We start from the raw sequence: 25,639 nt of genomic DNA on the forward strand, positions 1-25,639 counted from the left end.
CATGTTAAAAACGATGCAAAAACACGGCGTGACGCTGGCGCTCTTTGCCGCCGTGCTCACCGGCATGACCGCGCTGGTCAACGGCTTAACCAAATCCACCATTGATGAACAGGCGGCCCGTCAGCAAAAAGCGCTGTTTGACCAGGTGATCCCGGCAGATATCTACGATAACGATCTGCAGAAGAGCTGTTATCTTGTCCAGACGCCAGCGCTTGGCAAAGGCACCCACCGTATTTTTATCGCCCGTAAAGGCGATACGCCGACCGGCGTGGTGATGGAAGCCACCGCCCCGGATGGATACTCCGGCGCTATCAGGCTGCTGGTGGGCACCGATTTTTCCGGCACCGTGCTGGGTACGCGCGTGACCGAGCACCACGAAACGCCAGGCCTTGGAGATAAGATTGAAACCCGCTTAAGCGACTGGATTTTGCATTTCGCTGGTAGAGTGATCCACGGTATTGACGATCCGGCGTTCGCGGTGAAAAAAGATGGTGGTGATATCGATCAGTTTACCGGTGCGACCATCACCCCACGTGCGGTAGTGAACGCCGTTAAACGTGCGGGGGTTTATGCACAATCGCTGCCTGCGCAACTTAACAATCTGCCCGCCTGTGAGGAGCCTTCATGAGCCAGGTAAAAGAGGTTTTTGTTCAGGGGCTGTGGAAAAACAACTCCGCGCTGGTACAGCTGCTGGGGATGTGTCCGCTGCTGGCCGTCACCTCCACCGTTACCAACGCGTTGGGCCTTGGCCTTGCCACCACCCTGGTATTGATCCTGACCAACCTGTCGATCTCTGCCCTGCGCCGCTGGACGCCGTCAGAGATTCGTATTCCGATCTACGTGATGATTATCGCCTCGGTGGTGAGCGTCGTGCAGATGCTGATCAACGCCTGGGCCTTTGGCCTCTATCAGTCGCTGGGGATTTTTATCCCGCTGATCGTCACCAACTGTATCGTGGTGGGCCGCGCCGAAGCCTTTGCGGTGAAAAACGATCCGCTGATTTCGGCCCTTGATGGCTTTGCCATCGGCATGGGGGCGACCGGGGCGATGTTTGTCCTGGGCGCCATGCGTGAAATCCTTGGCAACGGTACCCTGTTCGATGGCGCAGATGCGCTGCTGGGCAGCTGGGCCAAAGTTCTGCGCATTGAGGTGTTCCACACCGATACGCCGTTCCTGCTGGCGATGCTGCCCCCTGGCGCGTTTATTGGCCTGGGGATGATGCTGGCAGTAAAATATCTCATTGATGAGAAACGTAAACGCCGCGCTGCCACGCGCAGCGCAGAGGAAGGGATCCCTGAGAAGGCCTCATGAACAAAGAGAAACGTTTAACCATTTTGCAGCGCCTGCGTGAGAATAACCCGCACCCGACCACCGAGCTGAATTTTACCTCGCCCTTTGAACTGTTGATCGCGGTGTTGCTCTCCGCGCAGGCGACCGACGTGAGCGTCAATAAAGCCACCGCGAAGCTCTACCCCGTCGCCAACACGCCTCAGGCGATGCTGGAGCTGGGCGTTGAGGGGGTAAAGTCGTACATCAAAACCATCGGCCTGTTTAACAGCAAAGCCGAGAATGTGATCAAGACCTGCCGGATGCTGATAGAGCTGCACGGCGGTGAGGTACCGGAAGATCGCGCGGCGCTGGAAGCACTGCCTGGCGTGGGCCGTAAAACCGCCAACGTGGTGCTGAATACCGCCTTCGGCTGGCCGACCATTGCCGTGGATACCCATATCTTCCGTGTCTGCAACCGAACGAACTTCGCTCCGGGCAAAAACGTGGAGCAGGTCGAAGATAAGCTGCTGAAAGTGGTTCCTGCGGAGTTCAAGGTCGACTGCCATCACTGGTTGATCCTCCACGGACGCTATACCTGCATTGCGCGTAAACCGCGCTGTGGCTCCTGTATTATTGAAGATCTCTGTGAATTTAAAGAGAAAACCGACCACTGAAACCGTCATTCGACGGTTTTTTTATCACCTGAAAACCTTATATTAAGCACGAGTATCTTTCAGGCTCGCCTTTTGCAGTTTTTCTGTCTGAGCAAAAGTTTACGGTTCGCGCATTGTGTGGCTATATAACAATCAAACAGGTTAATTGTTTTTTCGTCAGCAAAATTTTCTATATAAATGTGATGGCGATCACTCTGTTCACACGCTGTTAATTTTATGTGTCAAAATGGCTACTAAAGCCCTACAGCATCGAGAAATACCCCCTTCTCAACCGTAGATATGTCCGGTTATTTTTCAGAACATAGGCCATATCACTGCCCAACACCTTTTACAGCAGAACATATCGCCATACGGCGATTTTCTCCCCTACTGAATAGTGAAAAAAACCAGTTTCACCGAAACGGTAAAATTTAACGCTAAATAACATTTAGGTTTCTGGCGCATTATAGGGCTTGAGTTAAATGTAACAGACTATTACAAACGTCTTGCCAGACGGGTCAGGATAGTGAACATTACCCGCCGTTTCCCCTCCCACTATAACTATAAAGCGGATGGACTACGGTCATCACGCTATGAACACCCCCGTTAATATGGGATGTAAAAAAAGAGGTATATGTGTCTACTGCAAACAATAAACCAGCTGAAGAGAGCGTAAGTCTTAACGCTTTCAAACAACCTAAATCGTTCTATCTCATATTCTCTATTGAGCTGTGGGAGCGTTTTGGTTACTACGGTCTGCAAGGGATCATGGCGGTTTACCTGGTGAAACAACTGGGTATGTCCGAAGCCGATTCCATCACCCTGTTCTCTTCTTTCAGTGCTCTGGTCTACGGTCTGGTCGCAATTGGTGGCTGGCTGGGCGATAAAGTACTGGGAACCAAACGTGTCATCCTGCTGGGCGCCATCGTTCTGGCGATCGGTTATGGTCTGGTAGCCTGGTCCGGTCACGATGCCGGCGTGGTTTACCTGGGTATGGCGACCATCGCGGTGGGTAACGGCCTGTTCAAGGCGAACCCGTCTGCCCTGCTTTCTACCTGTTATAAGAAAGATGACCCGCGTCTGGACGGTGCATTCACCATGTACTACATGTCCATCAACATTGGCTCCTTCTTCTCCATGCTGGCAACCCCGTGGCTGGCAGCAAAATTCGGCTGGAGCGTGGCGTTTGCCCTGAGCTTCGTCGGTATGCTGATCACCGTGGTGAACTTCCTGTTCTGCCGCAGCTGGGTGAAAGAGTACGGTTCAAAACCTGACTTTGCGCCGGTACAGATGGGTAAATTGCTGGCGACGCTGGTTGGTGTTGTCGTGCTGGTTGCTATCGCCACCTGGCTGCTGCACAACCAGGGTATTGCCCGTGCGGTGCTGGGCGTGGTTGCGCTGGGTATCATCTGCATCTTTGCAAAAGAAGCCTTCTCCATGCAGGGCGCGGCGCGTCGTAAGATGATTGTTGCCTTTATCCTGATGGTTGAAGCGATTGTCTTCTTCGTGCTGTACAGCCAGATGCCAACGTCTCTGAACTTCTTCGCGATCCGTAACGTTGAGCACTCTATCCTGGGTATCGCGTTCGAGCCTGAGCAGTTCCAGGCCCTGAACCCGTTCTGGATCATGGTAGGTAGCCCGATCCTGGCTGCCATCTACAACAAGATGGGCGACCGCCTGCCAATGCCGCACAAGTTCGCGGTGGGCATGGTGCTCTGCTCGGGTGCCTTCCTGGTACTGCCGCTGGGCGCGGAATTCGCCAGCGACGCGGGTATCGTCTCCGTGAACTGGCTGATCCTGAGCTACGCCCTGCAGTCTATCGGTGAGCTGATGATCTCCGGTCTGGGCCTGGCGATGGTTGCACAGCTGGTTCCACAGCGTCTGATGGGCTTCATCATGGGTAGCTGGTTCCTGACCACTGCCGGTGCTGCCATCATCGCCGGTAAGATCGCCAACCTGATGGCTGTGCCTTCTGATGTGACCGACCCGCTGCAGTCGCTGCATGTCTATGGTGACGTGTTCCTGCAGATTGGTATCGCCACTGCGGTTATCGCTGTGCTGATGATGCTGACTGCACCAAAACTGAACCGCATGACTCAGGACGACGACAATACCGCTAAAGCGAGCAACACCGCCGCCGTGTAATGTCATCGGGAAACGACTGACTACAAGCCGCTAACTGTGCGTTAGCGGCTTTTTTTTTATTATGGGGCGCACTAACATAGGGTAAACCTACGTAAACAGGAGTGACCGATGAAACTGTTCTATAAACCAGGCGCCTGCTCTCTTGCCTCCCATATTACGCTGCGCGAGAGCGGTAAAGACTTCACCCTCAACGGTGTTGATCTGATGCAAAAGCGTCTGGAAAACGGCGATGATTTTTTCGCGGTGAATCCTAAAGGCCAGGTTCCGGCCCTGCTGCTGGAAGATGGCACCCTGCTCACCGAGGGTGTTGCCATTATGCAGTACCTCGCGGACAGCGTCGCGGATCGCCAGCTACTGGCGCCAGCCGGCACTATCGCCCGCTATAAAACCATTGAATGGATGAACTACATCGCCACCGAACTGCATAAAGGTTTTACCCCGCTGTTCCGCCCGGACACCCCGGAAGAGTACAAGCCGATCGTTCGCGCCCTGCTGGAGAAGAAACTGCAGTATGTGAACGCGTCGCTGAAAGAGGATCAGTGGATCTGCGGGCAGCGCTTTACCATTGCCGATGCGTATCTGTTTACCGTCCTGCGCTGGGCGCGGGCCGTGAAGCTGAACATGGAAGGGTTAAGCCACATTGACGCCTATATGTCGCGTATGGCGGAACGTCCTGCCGTGGCGGCAGCACTGGAAGCGGAAGGGTTAAAGTAAGAGAGCGGTTTATTGCCGGGTGGCGCTAGCGCTTACCCGGCCTACGAGCTCTGTAGGCCCGGCAAGCGCAGCATCACACGGCAAAAGTTTACAGCTGGGTCGCGCTAAAGAGGTGCTCCGGCTTCGCAATCCGGTCCTGGGCGGCCACCACCTGCAACTCATACTCCTGCATGTTCTTCGTGGCGATCATGATTTCATACACCGCCGCAGTAACATGCTCAAGCGCATCACGCACCGTTGCCCCCTGCAGCAGTTTCACCAGCAGCAGACCGCTGGTCACATCGCCCACGCCCACCGGCTGACGGCTGCCAAAATCCACCAGCGGACGGCTGATGTGCCAGGCTTCATCTTTGGTCACCAGCAGCATCTCAAAGCGATCCGGGCTGATTCCGGCGCGGGCCAGATGTTTCACCAGCACGATTTCCGGCCCCATCGCAATCAGTTCACGGGACGCCGCAACGGCCTCCTCCACGCTGTTCACCGGATGTTCACAGAGGATCTCCAGTTCAATGAGGTTTGGGGCGATGATGTCGCTGGCCGGAAGAGCGTGACGCACGTGAAACTCCGCCACGCCTGGCGCCACGATACAGCCTTTTTCCGGATGGCCCATCACCGGATCGCAGAAATATTTCGCCGCCGGGTTCGCCGCCTTCACCTGGCGAACAATACCGAGAATATGCTCGCCCTGCTCGGCTGATCCAAGATAACCGCTCAGCACGGCATCGCAGGTTTTGAGTTTGTCGATATCAGCGATGCCCTGAACAATCTCTGTGAGATGAGCGGGCGGCATCACGCAACCGGTCCATTTGCCGTATTGCGTATGGTTGGAAAACTGAACGGTATTTAACGGCCAGACATTGGCCCCGAGACGGCGCATCGGAAATTCTGCGGCGCTGTTGCCAGCATGCCCAAAAACGACGTGGGACTGGATGGCGAGGATATTCTTCATTTTCTTACCACAACCCTGAAAAAATAAAGGGGCGTGGTTTCCCACGCCCCTGTGCTTTTATGATTATTTCCAGCAAACCAGACAGTAATTCTTTTTACCGCGACGCAGCAAGGTATAACGACCAAACAGGCGATCGCTGTCAGCGAAGACGTACTCCGCGTCAGACTGTTTTTCACCGTTAATGGTGATGGCGTTAGAGGCGATGGTTTTACGCGCCTGGCCACGGGACGGCTGAAGCTCAGAGTCGACCAGGGCCTGCATCAGATCGGCGCCTTTTTCCATCTCCACCATTGGCACGCCATCCTGCGCCAGCTGTTCGAAGTCTGCTTCGCTCAGATCGCTCAGGGTGCCGTTAAACAGGCTGGCGGTAATGCGCTTGGCCGCCGCTAAGCCCTCTTCGCCGTGAACCAGCTTAGTGACCTCATCGGCCAGCACGTACTGGGCGCGTGGCGCTTTACCGCTGTTTTTGTCTTCTTCTTCAAGAGCATTGATCTCTTCAATGTCCATAAAGGTGAAGAACTTCAGGAAGCGATAAACGTCAGCATCTGCGGTGTTGATCCAGAACTGGTAGAACTTGTACGGGCTGGTTTTCTTCGGATCGAGCCATACCGCGCCGCCTTCAGTTTTACCGAACTTGGTGCCGTCCGCTTTGGTGATCAGCGGAACGGTCAGACCGAAGACCTGATTCTGGTGCAGACGACGGGTCAGATCGATACCGGAGGTGATGTTACCCCACTGATCGGAGCCGCCAATCTGCAGCGCAACGCCGTGCAGCTTGTTCAGACAGGCAAAGTCATACCCCTGCAGCAGGTTGTAGGAGAACTCGGTAAAGGAGATGCCCTGATCGTCACGGTTCAGACGCTGCTTCACCGCTTCTTTGTTGATCATCTGGTTAACGGAGAAGTGTTTACCGATATCCCGCAGGAAGGTCAGCACGTTCATGCTGCCAAACCAGTCGTAGTTGTTCGCAGCGATCGCGGAGTTTTCACCACAGTCAAAGTCGAGGAATGGCGCGACCTGTTTGCGGATTTTCGCCACCCACTCCTCTACGGTATCCGCCGTATTCAGTTTACGCTCAGCGGCTTTGAAGCTTGGGTCACCAATCAGACCCGTTGCGCCACCGACCAGAGCCACAGGCTTATGGCCAGCCAGCTGGAAGCGTTTCAGGCATAACAAAGGAACCAGATGCCCCAAATGCAAGCTGTCAGCGGTAGGATCGAAGCCGCAATAGAGCGCGATCGGGCCTTGCGCCAGTCGCTCTGCTAACGCTTCCTCATCCGTCACCTGGGCTACCAGCCCCCGCTCTTGCAATTGTTTAATCAAGTTACTGCTTGCCATCAAATTCTCCATGTATAAAACGACTGCACCTTTGCCGGTACACGACTTTTCGCCAGACGCGAAAGGTACATAGAATAAAGCGCTGACCAACGTAGCGCCAGCGCTTAAGAGAACAAATTTCGGGGATTAGGGTGCCAGCCGATCGATTTTCCACGCGCCGTTATCGCGCTGATAGATAAACCTGTCGTGAAGGCGATGTTCACCGCCCTGCCAGAATTCCATCTGCTGAACGGAGACGCGGAAGCCGCCCCAGAAACTCGGCAGCGGCACTTCGCCCTGCTGGAATTTCTGTTTCAGCTCAAGGAATTTGCTCTCCAGCACGCCGCGGGCAGAGATACGGCTCGACTGTTTAGAGACCCAGGCACCAATCTGACTGTCCCGCGGACGGCTGTGGAAATACTTCACCACTTCAATGGTTGAGAGACGTTCAACGGAGCCGGTGACCATCACCTGGCGCTCCAGCATATGCCACGGGAAGAGCAAACTGATACGCGGGTTGTTTTCCAGATGCTGCGCCTTACGGCTGCCAAGGTTGGTGTAGAACACCAGTCCTTTGTCATCGTAATGTTTGAGCAGCACGATGCGCTGCCAGGGTTGGCCATTTTCATCGACGGTGGCAACCACCATCGCGGTGGGATCGGCAAGTTGTGCTTCACAGGCCTGTTTTAGCCAGTGCTCAAACAGCACCAGCGGCTCGGCGGGGAGATCCTGGCGACGCAGGCCGCCTTTGGTGTATTCGCGCCGCAGGTGCGCAATTTTCTGCAATTCGTCGTTATCTGACATGGCGTTAACTGACGTTGACAATGGGTGACGCTATTGTGCGCCGCCCCCTGCAAAATCTCAACGCTTCGGATTTTCGATCTGACAATTGTTCAGCACAATGCGATCGCGCTTGTAGACCGTTGCACTGTCGCCTTTCGACCAGAAGACATACACCCCGTCGCTGTATCGGGTCCCGGAAGCGGAGATCCCCTGTTTCAGCGTCAGCAGCTTATTGTCGTACACGAAACTGACTTCCTGACGGGGATTATTGAGCTTAACGGTAAGGGGCTTTTCGTCGCACTGATAGGCCAGCGTGTCGGTTTGCATGCGCTCGACGAACTGGTTGTAAACGCTACAGCTCGCCAGCAGAAAGGGAGTAAAAGCAAGAAGCAGTTTTTTCATGGGTAAATTCCGAAGACTTTCCTGGTCCCGGAGGGCGCGTAGGCCCTCCCGTTTTTTCGGCTATTCTTACCCACAGCAGGCTTAAGTGAAATTCGGTTAACTCTGATTTTGCCGCGGATTCGCTGGAAAAACAGCACCTAACACGCTCGCTTCACGGGCTCCGGTTACCGAGGGTAAGTTCCCCGGCAGACCAGCCACCGTGCGCCACGCCAGCCAGGCAAAGGCCAGCGCCTCCATGTCATCGCCGCTGATCCCTGCCTTGTCGGTGGTGGTTACCTCCGTGCCCGGCAGCAGACCGGCGAGACGGGTCATCACCAGTGGGTTACGGCTGCCACCGCCGCACACCAGCAGACGCTCGCAGCCCCCGCTCAGCAGCACCTGTTCCGAGACCGAAACGGCAGTAAGCTCCGCCAGCGTGGCCTGTACATCCTCAGGCGCCAGGCCCGGGAAGTTCGCCAGCTGACGCTCAAGCCAGCCGTAGTTGAAGTATTCGCGGCCAGTGCTTTTCGGCGCCGGTGCGGCAAAATAGGGATCGCTGAGCATGCTTTGCAGCAGCGGGATAATAACTTTACCGCTGCATGCCCACTGGGCGTCTTTATCGTAGGCTTTACCCGCCTGACGCCAGATCCAGGCGTCCATCAGCATATTTCCCGGCCCGGTGTCGAAGCCGCGTACCGGCTGGCCTGGGATCAATAAAGAAAGATTGGCGATGCCGCCGATGTTGAGCACCATGCGGCGCTCCGTCGGATGCGCCAGCAGGGCGTGGTGGAACGCGGGGACCAGCGGTGCGCCCTGCCCGCCCAGGGCCATGTCGCGGCGGCGGAAATCCCCCACCACCGTCACGCCGGTTTTGGCGACGATTTGGTTGTTATCGCCTATCTGCAACGTATGCGGCGCGTCGCCGCCCGGCTCATGCCAGACCGTTTGCCCGTGACAGCCGATCGCCACCACATCCTGCGGACGAAGATTCTCCTGGTTCATCAGCGCCAGCACCGCATCACCGAACAGGCGTCCGAGCTGCGTATCAAGCTGTCCCAGCTGCGACAGCGTCAGCTGTTGGCCCTGACAGATATTCAGGATCGCCTGTTTCGTCTCCTGGGGAATAGGCCAGCTAAGGCTTGCCTGCTGGGCAACCATATTCTCGTCTATTGCCGCCAGGACGACATCCACACCATCCAGACTGGTTCCTGACATTACGCCAATGTAGCGACCCGATTTCATCCGTTTTCCTTAATCCGTTTGGGCTGATGACTCACTCCACCATAAACCGATTATCAATGCTACGATGGACTCATACTTTTTAACAATAGCTGGCGCTGGGCGTCATTCCAGGAATAATCCGTATCTCCTGCAGGGTGACATCGTCGCTTGTATAGCTATGGTTGAGTGAGAATCGAGTACCATTCTGATTGTGTTTGAGCAAAGATAGGATTTATGGCACCCGATGCCATATAATTTAGCCATAACGGATGCTCAACGAGCGTTTTTGGTGAACAGGAGATTCAAATGATTTTACGTGTACTGGCCGTTTCGCTGGTTGGATTCACTCTGGCTGGCTGTGTTAATGACAACTCCCTGTCCGGGGACGTTTACAGTGCCTCTGAGGCGAAACAGGTTCAGAATGTCACTTACGGCACCATCGTGAACGCGCGCCCGGTACAGATTCAGGGTGGTGATGAGAACAACGTGATCGGCGCACTTGGCGGTGCGGTACTGGGTGGCTTCCTCGGTAACACCGTGGGTGGCGGCACAGGCCGTTCACTGGCAACCGCGGCGGGTGCCGTAGCCGGTGGCGTTGCGGGTCAGGGCGTCCAGGGTGCGATGAATAAATCCCAGGGCGTTGAGTTAGAGATCCGCAAGGATGACGGCAGCACCATTATGGTGGTCCAGAAACAGGGCAATACGCGGTTTGCTGCTGGTCAACGTGTGGTACTGGCCAGCAACGGCAGCCAGGTCACCGTCTCCCCACGTTAATAACGTTATGGGCGTGGTCATCCGATCACGCCCCGCACCATTAAGCATTACTAATATAAATATATTAATTTAATACATTCACATTATTTATATTTAATTCTCGTACCGCTTGTTCCTGCGCAAAGTATTCCCCCTGCGCTTATGAGATGATTCGCAAATCCTTTTTTCTTTATTTGAAATATTTATGCTTGCGATAAATCATTATATTAAGAACAAGTATGCGCAGTTCTTTGTGGGCTGCTTTATTGTCATCGGAATTTTACACTCTCTTTTTTTTGGCCTGGTCGGAAAGACGGCGTCATTTTCCCCGTTTCTCTTTCCTATGCTCACCATTTTTTTACTGGTATTTCACCTGTTTATCGCCTGTTTCATGGTGATGAAATACTGGTGCGACAGAATGCGTTTATATCTGATGTCCTTTGCCTTTGCCTTCGTCGGTTCGGCTTTGTTGATGGTGGGCACGCTATCCAGCTTCCCGGCCTGGCTGGATCTGTATCAGTTCAACGTTGTTAACTATAACGACGCCATGATCTACTTCGCGTTCCGTCATCTGCTGATGGCCGTGCTTTTTATCGTTGCGGCTGTGCTGTACGCTATCCGCAGCCGACCACTGTCGCGAATTTTCCATCTTTCGATAATTTCAGGCATGTTTATATTTACGGCCCTGATTGTGATCCTCGCCTGGCTCTACTCCAGCAACGTGGCTTTATTATCATTAGATTTGGTCGACAACGACACCCGGCAATATCTGTTGCTGTGGAAACGGCCGATTAACATTACGCTCATCGCGTTCTGGATTATTGCATTGGCGAGATTGTTGCGTACGACGCGGGTGCGCAATCTGTTCTGGGTGGGCGGCAATTTCTTATGCCTCTGTTATATCGCCACGCTTGCCATGCTGTTGTCAGGCGGACACGCAGAAGATATCTCATGGTATCGCGCACGGTTATTTGAAGCCGTTGCAACGCTGCTGATTATGTTTGTCCTGCTGTATGACGTATTTAATCTTTATCGCGAATCGCATCTGAAGTATCAACAGTCTTACCAGAACTCGATTCGCGATCCGCTGACCCGGCTCTACAACCGTAGCTATTTCTATGATGCCCTGAACCACGCCCTTCATACGGTAAAACCGACGGAGCCGGTCTCGGTTATCGTCAGCGATCTCGATCGTTTTAAGCGCATCAACGACTGCTATGGACACCTGCAAGGAGATAAGGTTTTGCAGTTTGTCGCCCAGTTGCTGATGGATTCCGTCCGGCCAAATGACGTTGCGGCGCGTATCGGGGGAGAAGAATTTGTTCTGCTGTTAACCCATACCCCCCCTGAAGCGGCGCGCCAGGTTGCGGAGCGGATACGCTTAAAACTGAGCAGCTTCGATAAAGCCAGCTCGGAGGAACAACTTCCCGAGCCCATCACCATCAGCATGGGCGTGTTTACCGCCATAGAGAACATCAGCGCGGAAGAGTGCGTCGGGCGTGCAGATAAAGCGATGTACGAGGCAAAAGAGAGCGGACGTAACCGGGTGGTCGTGTTCCAGTAAAGAAAAAGCCTTGCGTTCGCAAGGCTTTTTTAAAGGTTAGTCGCGGGACTGTAGCTCATTGATATTGTGCTCAAGCCGGGCTACCAGCGAGATCAGCAGTTCCAGTTCGGCGGGCGTGATCCCTGAGAGGATCTCACCGCGCGTTTTGCTGATCACCGCCTCCATCTCTGTGATGATGGGGGTGGCTTTCTCAGTGAGTTTAATCCGCTTGGCACGACGATCGCTGGCGCAGGTCTGGCGTGAAATCAGCCCCTTCTCTTCCAGTTGATCGAGCGTTCGTACCAGTGATGGCTGCTCGATGCCAATCGCTTTTGCCAGTTGGATCTGTGACTGGTCGGGTGGCAGCTGATGGATGTTATGCAGCGTGACCCAATGCGTCTGTGTCAATTCCAGAGGTTTCAGGCGATGGTCAATCAGAGCACGCCAGATGCGTACTAACCTTGCCAGATCAGAACCTAGTGGCGATTCCAATTTCATCTCCTTATAATTAGCTTGCTAAGTTATTATACTGATTTTAGAATAGTGTGCAGCATTTATATTGCCAAAACAAATGCAATACTGCATACATCCTTGATGAGAGTCTGATTTACACTTTGTTGTGACGCCCCAGCGCGTTATGCGGCCGCGCTTTTTGGCCACGACCCATTTGCAAAGGAACCGGCACGTGACGTTCACGCTTAACGCCTCGGGGTTACCGCTTCAGGATCTGATAGTAGGTGCCTCGGTTTACTTTCCCCCTCTGTTCAAAGCGGTGATGCTGGGTTTTATTCTCTGGCTGGTCACCCACCGCTTGCTGCGCGACTGGATCTATTCCGGTGAAATCTGGCACCCCATGCTGATGGATCTTTCGTTATTCGTCCTTGCAGTCTGCCTGGGCCTGGTTCTGCTCATTGTGTGGTGACTATGCTTATGAAAACAATTAAATATTTTTCATCATTACTGGTTCTGGCCGTGGCGCTCATCGCCGGATGGTGGCTATGGAATTATTATATGCAGTCCCCCTGGACCCGGGACGGAAAGGTGCGCGCCGAGCAGGTCAGCGTGACGCCCCAGGTTTCCGGCACGATTACCACCCTGCACATTAAAGATAACCAGTTTGTCCATGCGGGAGAGGTGCTCTTCAGAATTGATCAGACCCCGTTCCATATTGCAGTGCTTAACGCCGAGGCGCAGCTGGCAAAAGCTCAGTCCGATCTCTCAAAAGCCAATAATGAAGCGAACCGGCGCCGCCACCTGTCGCAAAAATATATCTCCGCCGAAGATCTGGATACCGCCAATATTAACGTCAAAGCGATGCAGGCCAACGTAGCGGTGGCTGAAGCGACGCTAAAACAGGCGCAGTGGCAATTGACCCAGACGGTGGTTAAAGCACCGGTGGACGGCTGGGTCACCAATCTTTCAACCCGGGTGGGTGATTACGCCTCCACGGGCCAGCCGGTGTTCGCCCTGGTCGACAGCCACTCCTTTTACGTGGTGGGCTATTTTGAAGAGACCAAGCTCCGGCATATCCGTGAGGGTGCGCCGGTGCAGATCGTACTCTACAGCAGCGCGCAAACGTTACAGGGTCACGTATCGAGTATTGGTCGGGCTATCTACGATCAGAGCGTGGAGACCGATTCAGGGCTGGTGCCCGACGTGAAACCCAATATTCCCTGGGTGAGGCTGGCGCAGCGCATCCCGGTGCGCATCAGTTTCGACAAGCTACCGCCTGACCTGACGCTGGTCTCCGGCACCACCTGTACCGTCTCTGTGGGAACCGCCCGGTGAACCTCCCCGCTTTTTCATGGCGCAACCTGCCGTGGATAAAGGCGACCCCGGCGCAGTGGCGCTACGCCCTGCGCAACGGGATAGCGATGTGCCTGGCTCTCACCGTCGCCTACTGTCTTAACCTCGACGAACCCTACTGGGCGATGACCTCGGCGGCGGTGGTCAGCTTCCCGACCGTTGGCGGTGTGATCAGTAAAAGCCTTGGCCGCGTGGCGGGCAGCCTGCTCGGTGCCACCGCTGCGCTGATTATTGCCGGTCATACGCTCAACGACCCGTGGCTATTTCTGTTCAGCATGGCGGCCTGGCTGGCACTTTGCACCTGGGCCTGCGCCCATTTCACCAATAACGTCGCCTATGCCTTCCAGCTGGCTGGATACACCGCGGCGATCATCGCGTTCCCGGTCATTGATATTCTCGACACCACCCAGCTGTGGGATATCGCCCAGGCCCGCGTGTGCGAAGTTATTATTGGCATCCTTAGCGGCGGGGTGATGATGATGATCCTGCCCAGCACCTCCGACGGCAAAGCCCTCATCACCGCGCTGAAAACCATGCACACCCGGCTGCTGGAGCACGCCAGCCTGCTGTGGCAGCCCGACAGTAACGATGCCATTCGCCTGGCCCACGAGAAGGTTATCGCCCAAATCCTGACCATGAACCTGCTGCGTATCCAGGCTTTCTGGAGCCACTACCGTTTTCGCCGCCAGAATGCCCTGCTTAATTATCTCCTCCACCAGCAGCTTCGGATGACCAGCGCCATCTCCAGTCTGCGCCGCATGCTGCTGAACTGGCCCAATCCGCCCGCCCACACCCGGGAGGTTATCGATCAACTCCTCGCCGCCCTTGCCCGTCCTGACGCCGATTTTTATACCGTGGCGCGGATCCTTGCTCCACTGAGGCCAGGCACCGACGCGGATTACCGCCATCGTGCCTTCTGGCTGCGACTACGCTATTTCTGCCGTCTGTATCTACAGAGCAGCCGCTGGATAAAAGCCGTTGAAACCGCGACGCCGATAACAGAATTTATCGTTCCCCGCAGCCCGGCGCTGGCCCGGCATACTGATAATCTTGAAGCGCTCTGGAGCGGCTTTCGCACCTTTTGCGCCCTTAGCCTGGTAGGCGCCTGGACCATTGCCGCCCAGTGGGATGCAGGGGGGGCGGCCCTGACCCTGGCCGCGATCAGCAGCGTGCTCTATTCGGTGGCGGCCTCGCCCTTTAATTCGCTCACGCTGCTGTTGCGCACCCTGATCCTGCTCTCGCTCTTCAGCTTTGTGGTCAAGTTTGGCCTGATGGTGCAGATCTCGGACCTCTGGCTGTTCCTGCTGTTTCTCTTCCCGCTGCTGACCACCATGCAACTTATGAAGCAGCAGATGCCCGCCCTCGCCGGTCTGTGGGGGCAGCTTATTGTCTTTATGGGTTCATTTATTTCAGTGACCAACCCGCCGGTGTATGACTTTGCCGATTTTCTCAATGACAACCTGGCAAAAATACTTGGCGTGGGGCTGACGTGGCTGGCCTTTGCGGTGCTGCGTCCGGGCTCCGATGCGCGTAAGAGCCGTCGTCACATTCGCGAATTGCGGCGCGGATTTGTCGATCAGCTGAGCCGCAGGCCGCGGCTCAGCGAGAATGGCTATGAATCGCTGGTCTATCACCATGTTAACCAGCTCAATAACAGTCAGGATGCGCTGGCGCGACGCTGGCTGCTGCGTTGGGGAGTGGTGCTGCTGAACTGCAGCCATGTGGTCTGGCAGTTACGGGACTGGGAGACGCGCTCGGATCCGCTGGCCCGGGTGCGCGACGTCGCCGTCTCACTGCTGCGTGACATCATGAGCGAACGCGGCGTACAGCAGCGTCCCCTGGCCGCCACGCTGGATGAGCTTCAGCGTATCTGTGACACTCTGTCGCATCATCCGCAGCCCGCCGGACAAGAGCTTGCGGCCCTGATCTGGCGACTGCACTGCTCGCTATCCCAGCTGGAACAGGCACCCGCACCGGGCACCCTCAGCGATCAAATCACCCCGCAGGCGTAGCGCTCCCCGCCACCGCCAAGAGGTTTAGGGTGATCCGACATATTATCCCCACCGACATGGATCATCAGCGCTTTGCCTTTTACCTCATCCAGCTTTTTGAGGCGCGGGGCAACGACCGGGTCGGTCGCTTTACCGTCATTGTTGACCACCAGCGCTGGCAGATCGCCTAAGTGGCCCATCCCCTCCGGCCCTTCATGTTTGCCGGTGTTATGGGGATCGAGGTGTCCACCCGCGGCCTCAGCGGCGGACGGTTTGCCATCTTTCATGGCCGGTTCGCAGGAGCCTTTGGCATGGACGTGATAACCGTGTTCGCCCGGAGGGAGGGCTTTGAGATCCGGGGAAAACTCCAGGCCTTTATCGGTTTCAGTGATGGTGACTGTCCCGATGGACTGGCCGATCCCCTGAGAGGTGACGAGGTTCATCTTTACTTCTTCGCTGGCAGCCTGCGCACCTGCACAAACCACCAGCGTTAACGCTGCCAGAGTAAATCGCTTCATATGACCTCCTTGGTTATTTTTTGCCCCTTAAGTTTATACCAAGGGCAACGTTTTAACCGGAAAGTCAGACAAATAGAGAATTACGGCACGTCGTAACCCAGCGCGGCTTTGCGGATGCGGAACCACTGCTGGCGGGTCATGTTCAACTGCTCTGCTGCCAGAGCCGAACGTACACGTTCAATTTTGCCGGAACCGATGATCGGCAGCGGCTGGGATGGCAGACGTAAAATCCACGCATAGACCACCTGCTCGATAGTTTCGGCATTCAGCTCCTGGGCTACCTTCGCCAGCTCATCGCGCAGCGGCTGGAAGGCATCATCATTAAACAGGCGACCGCCGCCGAGGCAGGACCAGGCCATCGGGCGAATACGCAATTGCTGGAGCTGATCGAGGGTACCGTCCAGCAGCAGCGGCTGATAAACCGGCGAAATTTCAACCTGGTTAGTCGCCAGGGTGAACGGCAGACGCGACTGAAGCAGGGCAAACTGGGCTGGCGTAAAGTTAGAGACGCCAAAATGGCGCACCTTGCCGCTCTGGTGCAGGGCGAGGAAGGCTTCGGCAACCTCATCGGCGTCCATCAGCGGATCGGGACGGTGGATCAGCAGCAGGTCAAGGCGATCGGTCGCCAGATTCGTGAGGGACTGTTCTGCACTACGAATAATATGGTCGCGTTCGGTAATGTAGTGGCCGAGGGCATGCTCCGCTTTCGCCGTGGTGGCGATACCGCATTTGGTGACGATCTCCATACGCTCACGCAGCGCGGGAGAGAGCTTCATCGCCTCACCAAAGGCCGCTTCACACTCGTAGCCGCCATAAATATCGGCGTGATCGACAGTGGTGATCCCCAGATCCAGATGCTCTTCAATAAAACTGGCCAGCTCCTGGGCGGACATGTTCCAGTCCATCAGACGCCAGTAGCCCATCACAAAACGAGAAAACTCCGGGCCCTGCGGGGCAAGGGTAATACGCTGAACCATACCAATTTCCTTTAAAAAAAGTCTGGGGAGAGTATACGCGTTTGTGACGCTAAAAAAGTGAGGGCTGCTGAGGTTCTTCAGCTTCAGGGGGCTTGTTTGCGCGCAATTTACGCAAAAGACGCTGGCGGCACAGGCGCAGGATCTCCTGTTTCTGGGCATCGCTCATCGACTGCCAGTTAAAACGCTCTTCCCGGCTGCGCATACAGCCGCGACAAAACCCTCGCTCATCCGACTGGCAAATACCGCGGCACGGGCTCTGGACAGGAAAGAACTCCAGTTGTTCAGCCACACGCACCTCCCGAAACCCAAGATTCAGTAAAGTGAAGACCTTAAGCCGGGGTTACGCAAGAGGTCAACCTCAGAATTGTGGCATTAAGGTTTCACTAATCTTCGCTCCCTATACTCGCCTCATCACTATTCTTGCTGGTTGACTATGATGCAGATGTTAAAAAAGTTACAGTGTAACGATACAAAATTTACGCTGGGCTGCGCGCTCCTGTTTACCCTGTTAAACGCCCTCTTTATTCACCGCAGCTGGCAGGTGATTGCCCCCGCCCGGCTGCATGATTTTGTCTTTGCCCTGACCGTGCCGCTGGTACTTTTCTGCGGCTGGGTCATCGTCTTCAGCATTCTGAATATTCCACTCATCCGCAAACCGCTGCTGGTGTTGCTCACTCTGGGATGCGCGGCGGCGACCTGGTTCATGTTTACCTACGGGGCGGTGATTGACCAGAATATGATGGTTAACGTCTTCGAGACCAACTCCCAGGAGGCCACGGCGCTTATCACTCCGCAGCTGGTGCTGTGGCTGGCGATCGCCGGGCTGGTGCCAGCCGCCGTGCTGGCGCTGATTCGTATTCGTCCGGGTAAGTGGTGGCAGACGCTGTTGATGCGCGTGGCGGCCATCCTCGCGAGCCTGGTGGTGATCCTTCTGGTGGCCGCACTCTTTTATAAGGACTACGCCTCGCTGTTTCGCAACAACAAAGGCATCGTCAAAATGGTGACGCCAGCGAACTACGTCAGCGCCATCGTTAAGTACAGCAAGGCGCGCTGGTTTGCCGGCGACCAGACTCTCATCCATCTCGGGGAAGACGCGCGTAAAGGCCCGGTGCTGCTGGCGCAGCAGAAAAAAACCGTGCTGGTGCTGGTGATTGGCGAGGCGTCCCGGGCTGAAAACTACTCCCTCAACGGTTACGGGCGTGACACTAACCCTGAACTGGAAAAGCAGGAGATGATTAACTTCCCGCAGGCCTCCTCCTGCGGCACTGAAACTGCCGTCTCCGTGCCGTGCATGTTCTCAGGAATGCCGCGCAAAAAATATGATGCCGATCTGGCCCATCATCAGGAAGGGTTGCTCGATGTGCTGGCCCACGCCGGGGTAAACCTGCTGTGGCGTGATAACGATGGCGGCTGCAAAGGGGCCTGTAATCGCATCCCGCATACCGACATGACCCAGTGGAAGCTGGATCAGTTCTGTAAGGATAAATCCTGTATTGATGACGTTAACCTCTATCGTCTGAATGAGACCCTTGATGGGCTTAAACAGGATACGGTGCTGGTGATCCACCTGATGGGCAGTCACGGCCCGGCCTACTATCAGCGCTATCCGGAGCAGTACCGCAAATTTACGCCGACCTGTGACACCAACCAGATCCAGGATTGCGATCACCAGGCGCTGATGAACACTTATGACAATACCATCCTCTATACCGACAGCGTGGTGAGTAAAACCATCGATGCCCTGAAGGCGCGTCAGGCGACGATGAACACGGCGCTGGTTTATCTCTCCGACCATGGCGAATCGCTGGGGGAAAACGGTCTTTACCTGCACGGTACGCCGTACATGCTGGCACCGTCGCAGCAGACGCACATTCCGTTCATGTTCTGGCTCTCGCAGGACTATAAAAAGAATTTTGGCGTGGATGCGCAGTGCCTGCGTAATCAGGCCGCGAAAGAGGCGGTGTCGCAGGATAATCTTTTCTCCACGGTGCTGGGGATGATGAACATTCGCACCTCCGTCTATCAGCCGCAGATGGATCTGCTTACCGCCTGTCGTCGAACGTAAGGCTTGCAATAGACCGATTGGTCTATTACATTGTCGACATGAATAAGCACACTGAACACGATACACGCGAACATCTCCTTGCGACCGGCGAGCGTCTTTGCATGCACCGCGGGTTCACCGGGATGGGTCTGAGCGAGCTGCTGAAAACCGCCGATGTGCCGAAGGGGTCGTTTTATCACTACTTCCGCTCAAAAGAGGCGTTTGGCGTGGCGCTGCTGGAGCGGCATTACGCGGATTACCATCAGCGTCTGGCCAGCCATTTCGCCAGCGGTCAGGGCAATTATCGCGATCGTGTTCTGGCTTATTATCAGGAGACGCTGGCCCAGTTCTGCGCCCAGGGCATTATCAGCGGCTGTCTGACGGTAAAACTCTCTGCTGAAGTGTGCGATCTCTCGGAAGATATGCGCACGGCAATGGATAAAGGGGCCACGGGTGTTATCACCCTGCTGGCGCAGGCGCTGGCGAAGGGGCGGGAGGAGAAATCCCTGGCCTTCGTCGGGGAACCGCTCACCCAGGCGCAGGTGCTCTACTCCCTGTGGCTGGGGGCCAATCTGCAGGCCAAAATGTCCCGCAGCGCGCTGCCGCTTGAGAGCGCGCTGGATCATGTCAAAACCATCATTGCTACGCCTGGCAGTTAACAGGCGTTTTTATTTCGCAAATTACTAGACGACCGGTCTACTCAGGAGCCTTTATGTCAGCTGAAAAATTGTTTACCCCGCTTAAGGTGGGCGCAATCGAAGCACCAAACCGTGTCTTTATGGCGCCCCTCACCCGCCTGCGCAGCATTGAGCCGGGCGATATCCCAACGCCGCTGATGGGCGAATACTATCGCCAGCGCGTCAGCGCGGGACTGATCATCTCCGAAGCCACGCAAATTTCTGCTCAGGCAAAAGGTTATGCCGGCGCCCCTGGCCTGCACAGCCCGGAGCAGATCGCGGCGTGGAAGAAAATCACCGACGGCGTGCATGCTGAAGATGGCCGCATCGCGGTTCAGCTGTGGCACACTGGCCGTATCTCCCACAGCAGCATCCAGCCTGGCGGTCAGGCGCCGGTATCTGCCTCTGCGATCAATGCGGGGACCCGCACCTCACTGCGCGATGAGAATGGCAACGCCATTCGCGTTGACACCACCACGCCACGTGCGCTGGAGCTGGACGAGATCCCGGGGATCGTGAACGATTTCCGCCAGGCCGTCGCCAATGCCCGCGAAGCCGGTTTCGATCTGGTTGAACTGCACGGGGCCCACGGCTATCTGCTGCACCAGTTCCTGTCGCCTTCCTCTAACCAGCGTACTGACCAGTATGGCGGCAGCGTTGAGAATCGCGCCCGTCTGGTGCTTGAGGTGATTGATGCGGTTTCTGCAGAGTGGAGCGCCGATCGTATTGGTATTCGCGTCTCGCCAATCGGTTCTTTCCAGAACGTGGATAACGGCCCGAACGAAGAAGCCGACGCGCTGTACCTGATCGAAGAGCTGGCAAAACGCGGCATCGCTTATCTGCACATGTCCGAGCCAGACTGGGCTGGCGGCGAGCCATACACCGATGCCTTCCGTCAGAAAGTGCGCGACCGCTTCCCGGGCGTGATCATCGGTGCCGGGGCTTATACACCGGAGAAAGCCGAAGATCTGATTAACAAAGGGCTGATCGATGCCGTGGCCTTTGGCCGCGCCTATATCGCCAACCCGGACCTGGTGGCTCGCCTGCAGCGCAAAGCCGAGCTGAACCCGCAGCGTCCGGAGAGCTTCTACGGCGGCGGCGCGGAAGGTTACACCGATTATCCCTCTTTATAAGCCCCCGCATTGATAGCGGCGACACTTCGCCGCTATACTAAAACATCGTTTCTGTTCAAGATGATAAAAGCTAAGAGGATAATATGCGCCTACTTCACACCATGCTGCGCGTTGGCGATCTGCAACGTTCCATCGAGTTTTACACTAACGTGCTGGGCATGACCCTGCTGCGCACCAGCGAAAACCCGGAATACAAATACTCCCTGGCCTTTGTCGGTTATGGCCCGGAGAGCGACGAAGCGGTTATCGAACTCACCTATAACTGGGGTGTGGATAGCTACGAGCTGGGTACAGCCTACGGTCATATCGCCCTGGAAGTGGATAACGCGGCAGAAGCCTGCGAGCGGATCCGCAGCAACGGCGGCAACGTGACCCGTGAAGCGGGTCCGGTTAAGGGCGGCACCACCGTTATCGCCTTCGTTGAAGATCCGGACGGTTATAAAATCGAACTGATCGAAGCCAAAGACGCCGGTCGCGGTCTGGGCAACTGATCCTGACGGGCGCGCCATGCGCCCGTTGTTTTACTGCATCTCGCCTCAAAATTTGCCATAATACGCACTGCTTTTTCCCCTTGTAAGAGATCCAGATGTCCGATAACGCTCAACTTACCGGTCTGTGCGACCGTTTTCGTGGTTTTTATCCTGTCGTGATTGATGTCGAAACCGCTGGATTTAACGCCAAAACCGATGCGCTGTTGGAAATTGCCGCCATCACGTTGAAGATGGATGAACAGGGCAATTTGCTGCCGGATACCACGCTGCATTTTCACGTTGAACCCTTTGAAGGGGCGAACCTGCAGCCTGAGGCGCTGGCATTTAATGGCATTGATCCGCATAACCCGCTGCGTGGGGCAGTGAGTGAATATGACGCGCTGCATGCCATCTTTAAAATGGTGCGCAAGGGCATGAAAGAGCAGAACTGTAATCGCGCGATCATGGTGGCGCACAATGCTACCTTCGATCACAGCTTTATGATGGCTGCCGCCGAGCGCGCGTCGCTGAAACGTAATCCGTTCCACCCATTTGTGACCTTCGATACCGCGGCCTTAAGCGGGCTGGCGCTGGGGCAAACCGTGCTGTCGAAAGCCTGTATTACCGCCGGTATCGATTTTGACGGCACACAGGCGCACTCCGCCCTGTACGATACCGAACGCACGGCGGAACTGTTTTGCGAAATCGTTAACCGCTGGAAGCGTCTCGGCGGCTGGCCGCTGCCAGATGTTGGCAACAACGCATAAAAAAAGCGACCGGAAGGTCGCTTTTTTATTTACCGTGCGCGAGATTACTCGGCGCCTGGCTCTTCAGATTTGTACTTCGCAGCCGTCTCTTTGATCAGCTGCTGCAGTTCGCCGCGCTGATACATCTCAATCAGGATGTCGCAACCGCCAACCAGTTCACCGTCAACCCACAGCTGCGGGAAGGTCGGCCAGTTAGCGTATTTTGGCAGCTCAGCGCGGATATCCGGGTTCTGCAGAATATCAACGTAAGCAAAACGTTCGCCACAGGCAGAGAGCGCCTGCACCGCCTGAGCGGAGAAACCACAGCTAGGCAGTTTCGGAGAACCTTTCATGTACAGCAGGATCGGGTTTTCAGCAATCTGCTGCTGAATTTTTTCAATAGTAGTGCTCATGTCTTGCTTCCTTTTACTTCTGTTACGGCAATAGTCTGACATTGTAGCGTTTCAGGCCGACTACGGAAAATAACATTTTCGTCACGTACAGGATTTTACCGCGCGTGACGTAAAGTTGCATTGTAAAACTACCTTATCCCGTTCCCCCCTGCGTCTTTGCTCAGCGAATGTACAAATCAACCGGTTGAAATTCTGTTTTTTTGCACTTGCTAACGAAACGCAGTTTTAGATGCAAAAAGTTTATTAACGCAGGGGCTTTTTATAGATTAGAATCGACAAGTTTTGTAAATCAGACGCAGGATAATTTATATCCAGCTATTACCAGGGGAATGCCCAGTGGCGCGAATAAATAAATTCTCGATCACGCTCTGTGCTTTGCTGTTTTCATCTCTCACCTTCACGCCGGTGGCAAACGCCTCAGAGCAGGCGCGGCCTTCTGCCGCCCACAAAACGCATCTGGCAAAAGCCACCGAACCGAAGAAAAAAAGCAGCAGCGGCAAAACCACGAAGAAAGAGAGCACCAGCAAAAAAAGCACCGCCAGTAAAAAGAGCAGCAGCAAAAAAAGCAGCCTCGCTAAAACACAGCCAGCCACCTCCAGTAAGAAAAGCAAAAATTCCTCCCGCAGCGCGCCCCGTACAACTCAAACCGCTTCGCGCGTTGTGACAGAAAAATGTACTTCCCGTAAAGGCCATAAAGCGCAGTGCGTGAAAACCAGCAAGACCACGACCCTTGCCGAAGCGCATAAAGTCCGGGTGCAAAAAGCGCAGAAAACGGCGCTAAATAAGCTAATGGGCCAGATTGGTAAACCGTATCGCTGGGGCGGCAGCTCACCGCGTACCGGTTTCGACTGCAGCGGCCTGGTCTATTACGCCTATAAAGATCTGGTTAAGTTCCGCATTCCGCGTACCGCCAACGAAATGTACCATCTGCGTGACGCCTCCCCGGTGGATCGCGGTGAGCTCGAAAGCGGCGATCTGGTGTTCTTCCGCACCCAGGGTCGCGGCACCGCCGATCACGTTGGTGTCTACGTTGGCAACGGCAAATTTATTCAGTCGCCGCGTACCGGCCAGGATATTCAGATCACCTCCCTGAGCGAAGAGTACTGGCAGCGCCATTACGTTGGCGCTCGCCGCGTGATGAAGCCCAGCACGCTGCGTTAACCCCCTGCCCCGCGGGTAAGCCTGCGGGGTAAGTTCCTCTTTTGTAGGGTCTTTCAATTTGCTACTCTATCCTTACATTCAATATGGTTATTGGATGGTTCACTATAATAAGGAGAGAAGCAATGTCGTTTGAATTACCTGCATTACCGTATGCAAAAGAAGCTCTGGCCCCGCATATTTCTGCGGAAACCCTGGAGTACCACTACGGCAAACATCACCAGACCTATGTCACCAACCTGAATAACCTGATCGCCGGCACCCCATTTGAAGGGAAAACCCTGGAAGAGATCGTGCGTAGTTCTGAGGGCGGCATCTTCAATAACGCCGCGCAGGTGTGGAACCACACCTTCTACTGGCACTGCCTGGCGCCTCAGGCCGGTGGTGAACCGACGGGTGATCTGGCTGACGCCATCATCGCCACCTTTGGTAGCTTTGCGGAATTTAAAGCGAAGTTTACCGACGCCGCGGTGAAAAACTTTGGCGCGGGCTGGACCTGGCTGGTGAAAGAGGCGGACGGGAAACTGGCCATCGTTTCCACGTCCAATGCGGGCACGCCGTTGACCAGCAACGCTACCCCACTGTTAACGGTGGATGTATGGGAACACGCTTACTACATCGATTACCGTAATGCGCGCCCGAACTACCTCGAGCACTTCTGGGCGCTGGTAAACTGGGAATTTGTTGCGAAGAACTTCGCGGCATAACGAAAAACGCAGAAGGCCCGGCCTTCTGCGTTTTGGTCTTATTCGGCGGCACAAACCGGTTCAGGTTGTTTTCTGTCGGCCATTAGCACCAGCAGAAGCCCCAGCGCGGCAATGATGGCCCCCATCACCGGAACAAAGCTGTACCCCAGCCCGCCGGAGATCACCGCACCACCCGCCGCCGCACCCAGCGCATTCCCCAGGTTAAACGCCCCGATATTGACGGAAGAGGATAACCCTGGCGCATCGCTTGCCACCCGCATCACGCGCATTTGCAGCGGCGGTACCACCGCAAAGGTCGCCATCCCCCATACCACCATCGCGAACGCCGCCCCCACTTCATTACGTGCCAGCCACGGGATCGCCACCATAATCGCGATCAGCAGCAGTAGAAAGCCTTTCAGGGTGCCGCTTACGGAGCGGTCCGCCAGCTTGCCGCCCAGGAAGTTGCCGAGGGAGAAACCGACGCCAATCAGCACCAGCATCGCGGTAACAAAAGCAGGCGTCGCCTGGTTAATGTCATGCAGAACGGGCGCAATGTAGGTGTAGAGGGTGAACATTGCCCCAGCACCGAGAACCGTGGTCAGTAAGGCGGAAAGCACCTGCGGGCGCATCAGCACCGCCAGTTCTTTACGCACATCCGGCTTTTCGCCCGCGCCACCCGCAGGGAGGGAGAAGAAGAGCGCGACCATCGAGACTACGCCCAGAAGCGCCGTCGCCAGGAAGGACATCCGCCAGCCGATGGCTTCGCCCATCCACGTTGCGGCGGGTACGCCGCCAATATTGGCGATGGTGAGACCCATAAACATGGTTGCTACGGCGCTGGCCTGTTTATGCTTCGGCACTACGCTTGCGGCGACCACCGACCCGAGGCCAAAGAAGGCGCCGTGATTGAGGCTGGTCAAAATACGCGACAGCATCAGGGTGGTGTAATCCGGGGAGAGCGCCGACAGCACGTTACCGACGGTAAAGATCGCCATCAGGAAGATCAGCGCATTACGACGGCCGCGATGGGAGAGCAGCAAGGTCATCAGCGGTGCCCCTACCATTACGCCGATAGCGTAGGCGCTGATTAACATGCCCGCAGCCGGAATAGAGACATCCACACCCCGGGCGATAACCGGTAGCAGTCCCATTGGAGAAAACTCGGTGGTGCCGATGCCAAATGCGCCAATGGCCAGGGCCAGCAGCGGAAAATTGATTTTCATACTTCAACTCCGGATACCGTGTCGTCAGGCGACACAGAACAATGAAGGCGAAAGCATGACATCAAT

General features: G+C 55.5%; 28 protein-coding genes. 17 read left to right on the forward strand and 11 right to left on the reverse strand.

Features of this window, described 5'->3' with window-relative positions:
- Position 1 precedes the first annotated feature (1 nt).
- The 5 genes from rsxG (at position 2) to gstA (ending at position 4,781) form a co-directional block, all read left to right on the forward strand.
- The gene (rsxG, locus tag ACOKCT_RS11260) at positions 2-628 is read left to right on the forward strand and encodes an electron transport complex subunit RsxG (RefSeq protein WP_420193491.1); all 627 of its coding nucleotides are present in this window, start codon (positions 2-4) and stop codon (positions 626-628) included.
- On the forward strand, positions 625-1,311 hold the full coding sequence (locus ACOKCT_RS11265; protein ID WP_103179383.1) for an electron transport complex subunit E: 687 nt from the start codon (positions 625-627) through the stop codon (positions 1,309-1,311). Before rsxG ends, ACOKCT_RS11265 begins: the two co-directional genes overlap by 4 nt.
- Entirely contained in the window at positions 1,308-1,943 is a 636-nt protein-coding gene (nth, locus tag ACOKCT_RS11270) for an endonuclease III (RefSeq protein WP_103179382.1), read from the forward strand. Before ACOKCT_RS11265 ends, nth begins: the two co-directional genes overlap by 4 nt.
- Positions 1,944-2,558: 615 nt before the next feature.
- A complete protein-coding gene (gene dtpA, locus ACOKCT_RS11275) occupies positions 2,559-4,067 on the forward strand; it encodes a dipeptide/tripeptide permease DtpA (RefSeq protein WP_103179381.1) in 1,509 nt (502 codons plus the stop codon).
- A gap of 108 nt (positions 4,068-4,175) precedes the next feature.
- The gene (gene gstA / locus ACOKCT_RS11280) at positions 4,176-4,781 is read left to right on the forward strand and encodes a glutathione transferase GstA (protein WP_420193492.1); all 606 of its coding nucleotides are present in this window, start codon (positions 4,176-4,178) and stop codon (positions 4,779-4,781) included.
- Between the two features lie 88 nt (positions 4,782-4,869).
- Here gstA and pdxY read toward each other — a convergent pair whose 3' ends face one another.
- From pdxY to anmK, 5 genes are all read right to left on the reverse strand, one after another.
- Positions 4,870-5,730 (reverse strand): pyridoxal kinase PdxY, encoded by an 861-nt coding sequence (pdxY, locus tag ACOKCT_RS11285; protein WP_420193493.1) that lies wholly within the window; start codon positions 5,728-5,730, stop codon positions 4,870-4,872.
- Positions 5,731-5,793: 63 nt separating this feature from the next.
- Complete coding sequence (tyrS, locus tag ACOKCT_RS11290; RefSeq protein WP_103179378.1) at positions 5,794-7,068, reverse strand: tyrosine--tRNA ligase; 1,275 nt, start codon at positions 7,066-7,068, stop codon at positions 5,794-5,796.
- 126 nt (positions 7,069-7,194) lie between these two features.
- Positions 7,195-7,851, reverse strand: a complete 657-nt coding sequence (gene pdxH / locus ACOKCT_RS11295; RefSeq protein ID WP_159339033.1) for a pyridoxamine 5'-phosphate oxidase — start codon at positions 7,849-7,851, stop codon at positions 7,195-7,197.
- A 57-nt stretch (positions 7,852-7,908) separates the two neighbouring features.
- The gene (mliC, locus tag ACOKCT_RS11300) at positions 7,909-8,232 is read right to left on the reverse strand and encodes a C-type lysozyme inhibitor (RefSeq protein WP_103179376.1); all 324 of its coding nucleotides are present in this window, start codon (positions 8,230-8,232) and stop codon (positions 7,909-7,911) included.
- A 96-nt stretch (positions 8,233-8,328) separates the two neighbouring features.
- Positions 8,329-9,453 carry an anhydro-N-acetylmuramic acid kinase gene (gene anmK / locus ACOKCT_RS11305; protein ID WP_103179375.1) on the reverse strand — a complete coding sequence of 375 codons (1,125 nt, stop codon included), beginning with the start codon at positions 9,451-9,453 and terminating at the stop codon, positions 8,329-8,331.
- Positions 9,454-9,738: 285 nt separating this feature from the next.
- Between anmK and slyB the strand changes: the two genes are divergently transcribed.
- Together slyB and ACOKCT_RS11315 are read left to right on the forward strand one after the other, a co-directional pair.
- On the forward strand, positions 9,739-10,206 hold the full coding sequence (gene slyB, locus ACOKCT_RS11310) for an outer membrane lipoprotein SlyB (protein ID WP_103179374.1): 468 nt from the start codon (positions 9,739-9,741) through the stop codon (positions 10,204-10,206).
- 184 nt (positions 10,207-10,390) lie between these two features.
- Complete coding sequence (locus ACOKCT_RS11315; protein WP_420193494.1) at positions 10,391-11,749, forward strand: MASE4 domain-containing protein; 1,359 nt, start codon at positions 10,391-10,393, stop codon at positions 11,747-11,749.
- A gap of 36 nt (positions 11,750-11,785) precedes the next feature.
- Here the strand turns inward: ACOKCT_RS11315 and slyA are convergent, their stop codons facing one another.
- Positions 11,786-12,226 (reverse strand): transcriptional regulator SlyA, encoded by a 441-nt coding sequence (slyA, locus tag ACOKCT_RS11320; protein ID WP_103179372.1) that lies wholly within the window; start codon positions 12,224-12,226, stop codon positions 11,786-11,788.
- A gap of 187 nt (positions 12,227-12,413) precedes the next feature.
- Between slyA and ACOKCT_RS11325 the strand changes: the two genes are divergently transcribed.
- The 3 genes from ACOKCT_RS11325 to ACOKCT_RS11335 are packed head-to-tail and all read left to right on the forward strand — an operon-like array spanning position 12,414 to position 15,546.
- The gene (locus ACOKCT_RS11325) at positions 12,414-12,650 is read left to right on the forward strand and encodes a DUF1656 domain-containing protein (protein WP_103823914.1); all 237 of its coding nucleotides are present in this window, start codon (positions 12,414-12,416) and stop codon (positions 12,648-12,650) included.
- Between the two features lie 2 nt (positions 12,651-12,652).
- Complete coding sequence (locus ACOKCT_RS11330) at positions 12,653-13,516, forward strand: HlyD family secretion protein (RefSeq protein WP_263950901.1); 864 nt, start codon at positions 12,653-12,655, stop codon at positions 13,514-13,516.
- Positions 13,513-15,546, forward strand: coding sequence for an FUSC family protein (locus ACOKCT_RS11335; protein WP_214421904.1), 2,034 nt, complete (start codon positions 13,513-13,515; stop codon positions 15,544-15,546). The genes ACOKCT_RS11330 and ACOKCT_RS11335 overlap by 4 nt, the downstream gene beginning before the upstream one ends.
- On the opposite strand, the gene sodC is transcribed toward ACOKCT_RS11335, so the two are convergent.
- The 3 genes from sodC to ACOKCT_RS11350 all read right to left on the reverse strand — a co-directional run bounded on the left by sodC (position 15,525) and on the right by ACOKCT_RS11350 (position 17,309).
- Positions 15,525-16,043, reverse strand: coding sequence for a superoxide dismutase [Cu-Zn] SodC (gene sodC / locus ACOKCT_RS11340; protein WP_103179368.1), 519 nt, complete (start codon positions 16,041-16,043; stop codon positions 15,525-15,527). The genes ACOKCT_RS11335 and sodC overlap by 22 nt on opposite strands.
- Positions 16,044-16,123: 80 nt before the next feature.
- Positions 16,124-17,020: an aldo/keto reductase gene (locus tag ACOKCT_RS11345; RefSeq protein WP_420193495.1), complete on the reverse strand. Its 897-nt coding sequence runs from the start codon at positions 17,018-17,020 to the stop codon at positions 16,124-16,126.
- Positions 17,021-17,069: 49 nt separating this feature from the next.
- Positions 17,070-17,309, reverse strand: coding sequence for a DUF1289 domain-containing protein (locus tag ACOKCT_RS11350; RefSeq protein ID WP_103179366.1), 240 nt, complete (start codon positions 17,307-17,309; stop codon positions 17,070-17,072).
- 147 nt (positions 17,310-17,456) lie between these two features.
- Here ACOKCT_RS11350 and eptA point away from each other — a divergent pair, with 147 nt between their 5' ends.
- From eptA to rnt, 5 genes are all read left to right on the forward strand, one after another.
- Positions 17,457-19,085: a phosphoethanolamine transferase EptA gene (gene eptA / locus ACOKCT_RS11355; RefSeq protein WP_325940600.1), complete on the forward strand. Its 1,629-nt coding sequence runs from the start codon at positions 17,457-17,459 to the stop codon at positions 19,083-19,085.
- Positions 19,086-19,123: 38 nt separating this feature from the next.
- Complete coding sequence (locus tag ACOKCT_RS11360) at positions 19,124-19,723, forward strand: TetR/AcrR family transcriptional regulator (RefSeq protein ID WP_103179364.1); 600 nt, start codon at positions 19,124-19,126, stop codon at positions 19,721-19,723.
- 53 nt (positions 19,724-19,776) lie between these two features.
- Entirely contained in the window at positions 19,777-20,874 is a 1,098-nt protein-coding gene (locus tag ACOKCT_RS11365) for an alkene reductase (protein ID WP_114315181.1), read from the forward strand.
- 83 nt (positions 20,875-20,957) lie between these two features.
- Positions 20,958-21,365: a lactoylglutathione lyase gene (gloA, locus tag ACOKCT_RS11370; RefSeq protein WP_103179362.1), complete on the forward strand. Its 408-nt coding sequence runs from the start codon at positions 20,958-20,960 to the stop codon at positions 21,363-21,365.
- 95 nt (positions 21,366-21,460) lie between these two features.
- Positions 21,461-22,111: a ribonuclease T gene (rnt, locus tag ACOKCT_RS11375; RefSeq protein ID WP_103179361.1), complete on the forward strand. Its 651-nt coding sequence runs from the start codon at positions 21,461-21,463 to the stop codon at positions 22,109-22,111.
- 44 nt (positions 22,112-22,155) lie between these two features.
- On the opposite strand, the gene grxD is transcribed toward rnt, so the two are convergent.
- Positions 22,156-22,503, reverse strand: a complete 348-nt coding sequence (gene grxD / locus ACOKCT_RS11380; protein ID WP_032617810.1) for a monothiol glutaredoxin 4 — start codon at positions 22,501-22,503, stop codon at positions 22,156-22,158.
- 336 nt (positions 22,504-22,839) lie between these two features.
- Between grxD and ACOKCT_RS11385 the strand changes: the two genes are divergently transcribed.
- Both ACOKCT_RS11385 and sodB read left to right on the forward strand, forming a co-directional pair.
- Positions 22,840-23,664 (forward strand): C40 family peptidase, encoded by an 825-nt coding sequence (locus ACOKCT_RS11385; RefSeq protein ID WP_156654384.1) that lies wholly within the window; start codon positions 22,840-22,842, stop codon positions 23,662-23,664.
- A 122-nt stretch (positions 23,665-23,786) separates the two neighbouring features.
- Positions 23,787-24,368, forward strand: coding sequence for a superoxide dismutase [Fe] (sodB, locus tag ACOKCT_RS11390; RefSeq protein WP_159339043.1), 582 nt, complete (start codon positions 23,787-23,789; stop codon positions 24,366-24,368).
- Between the two features lie 38 nt (positions 24,369-24,406).
- Here sodB and ACOKCT_RS11395 read toward each other — a convergent pair whose 3' ends face one another.
- The gene (locus ACOKCT_RS11395) at positions 24,407-25,573 is read right to left on the reverse strand and encodes an MFS transporter (RefSeq protein WP_103179358.1); all 1,167 of its coding nucleotides are present in this window, start codon (positions 25,571-25,573) and stop codon (positions 24,407-24,409) included.
- Positions 25,574-25,639 lie beyond the last annotated feature (66 nt).

It is taken from the genome of Leclercia sp. M-A074-M (assembly GCF_965195605.1).
Classification (GTDB): domain Bacteria; phylum Pseudomonadota; class Gammaproteobacteria; order Enterobacterales; family Enterobacteriaceae; genus Enterobacter.

Coding starts and splice junctions, on each gene's coding strand:
- anmK (WP_103179375.1), bottom strand. CDS start 9,453: ATGAAATCGGGTCGCTACATTGGCGTAATGTCAGGAACCAGTCTGGAT.
- gstA (WP_420193492.1), top strand. CDS start 4,176: ATGAAACTGTTCTATAAACCAGGCGCCTGCTCTCTTGCCTCCCATATT.
- pdxH (WP_159339033.1), bottom strand. CDS start 7,851: ATGTCAGATAACGACGAATTGCAGAAAATTGCGCACCTGCGGCGCGAA.
- ACOKCT_RS11265 (WP_103179383.1), top strand. CDS start 625: ATGAGCCAGGTAAAAGAGGTTTTTGTTCAGGGGCTGTGGAAAAACAAC.
- slyB (WP_103179374.1), top strand. CDS start 9,739: ATGATTTTACGTGTACTGGCCGTTTCGCTGGTTGGATTCACTCTGGCT.
- sodC (WP_103179368.1), bottom strand. CDS start 16,043: ATGAAGCGATTTACTCTGGCAGCGTTAACGCTGGTGGTTTGTGCAGGT.
- sodB (WP_159339043.1), top strand. CDS start 23,787: ATGTCGTTTGAATTACCTGCATTACCGTATGCAAAAGAAGCTCTGGCC.
- ACOKCT_RS11315 (WP_420193494.1), top strand. CDS start 10,391: ATGCTTGCGATAAATCATTATATTAAGAACAAGTATGCGCAGTTCTTT.
- eptA (WP_325940600.1), top strand. CDS start 17,457: ATGCAGATGTTAAAAAAGTTACAGTGTAACGATACAAAATTTACGCTG.
- tyrS (WP_103179378.1), bottom strand. CDS start 7,068: ATGGCAAGCAGTAACTTGATTAAACAATTGCAAGAGCGGGGGCTGGTA.
- nth (WP_103179382.1), top strand. CDS start 1,308: ATGAACAAAGAGAAACGTTTAACCATTTTGCAGCGCCTGCGTGAGAAT.
- slyA (WP_103179372.1), bottom strand. CDS start 12,226: ATGAAATTGGAATCGCCACTAGGTTCTGATCTGGCAAGGTTAGTACGC.
- gloA (WP_103179362.1), top strand. CDS start 20,958: ATGCGCCTACTTCACACCATGCTGCGCGTTGGCGATCTGCAACGTTCC.
- mliC (WP_103179376.1), bottom strand. CDS start 8,232: ATGAAAAAACTGCTTCTTGCTTTTACTCCCTTTCTGCTGGCGAGCTGT.
- rnt (WP_103179361.1), top strand. CDS start 21,461: ATGTCCGATAACGCTCAACTTACCGGTCTGTGCGACCGTTTTCGTGGT.
- ACOKCT_RS11360 (WP_103179364.1), top strand. CDS start 19,124: ATGAATAAGCACACTGAACACGATACACGCGAACATCTCCTTGCGACC.
- ACOKCT_RS11330 (WP_263950901.1), top strand. CDS start 12,653: ATGCTTATGAAAACAATTAAATATTTTTCATCATTACTGGTTCTGGCC.
- ACOKCT_RS11395 (WP_103179358.1), bottom strand. CDS start 25,573: ATGAAAATCAATTTTCCGCTGCTGGCCCTGGCCATTGGCGCATTTGGC.
- ACOKCT_RS11365 (WP_114315181.1), top strand. CDS start 19,777: ATGTCAGCTGAAAAATTGTTTACCCCGCTTAAGGTGGGCGCAATCGAA.
- rsxG (WP_420193491.1), top strand. CDS start 2: ATGTTAAAAACGATGCAAAAACACGGCGTGACGCTGGCGCTCTTTGCC.
- grxD (WP_032617810.1), bottom strand. CDS start 22,503: ATGAGCACTACTATTGAAAAAATTCAGCAGCAGATTGCTGAAAACCCG.
- pdxY (WP_420193493.1), bottom strand. CDS start 5,730: ATGAAGAATATCCTCGCCATCCAGTCCCACGTCGTTTTTGGGCATGCT.
- ACOKCT_RS11345 (WP_420193495.1), bottom strand. CDS start 17,020: ATGGTTCAGCGTATTACCCTTGCCCCGCAGGGCCCGGAGTTTTCTCGT.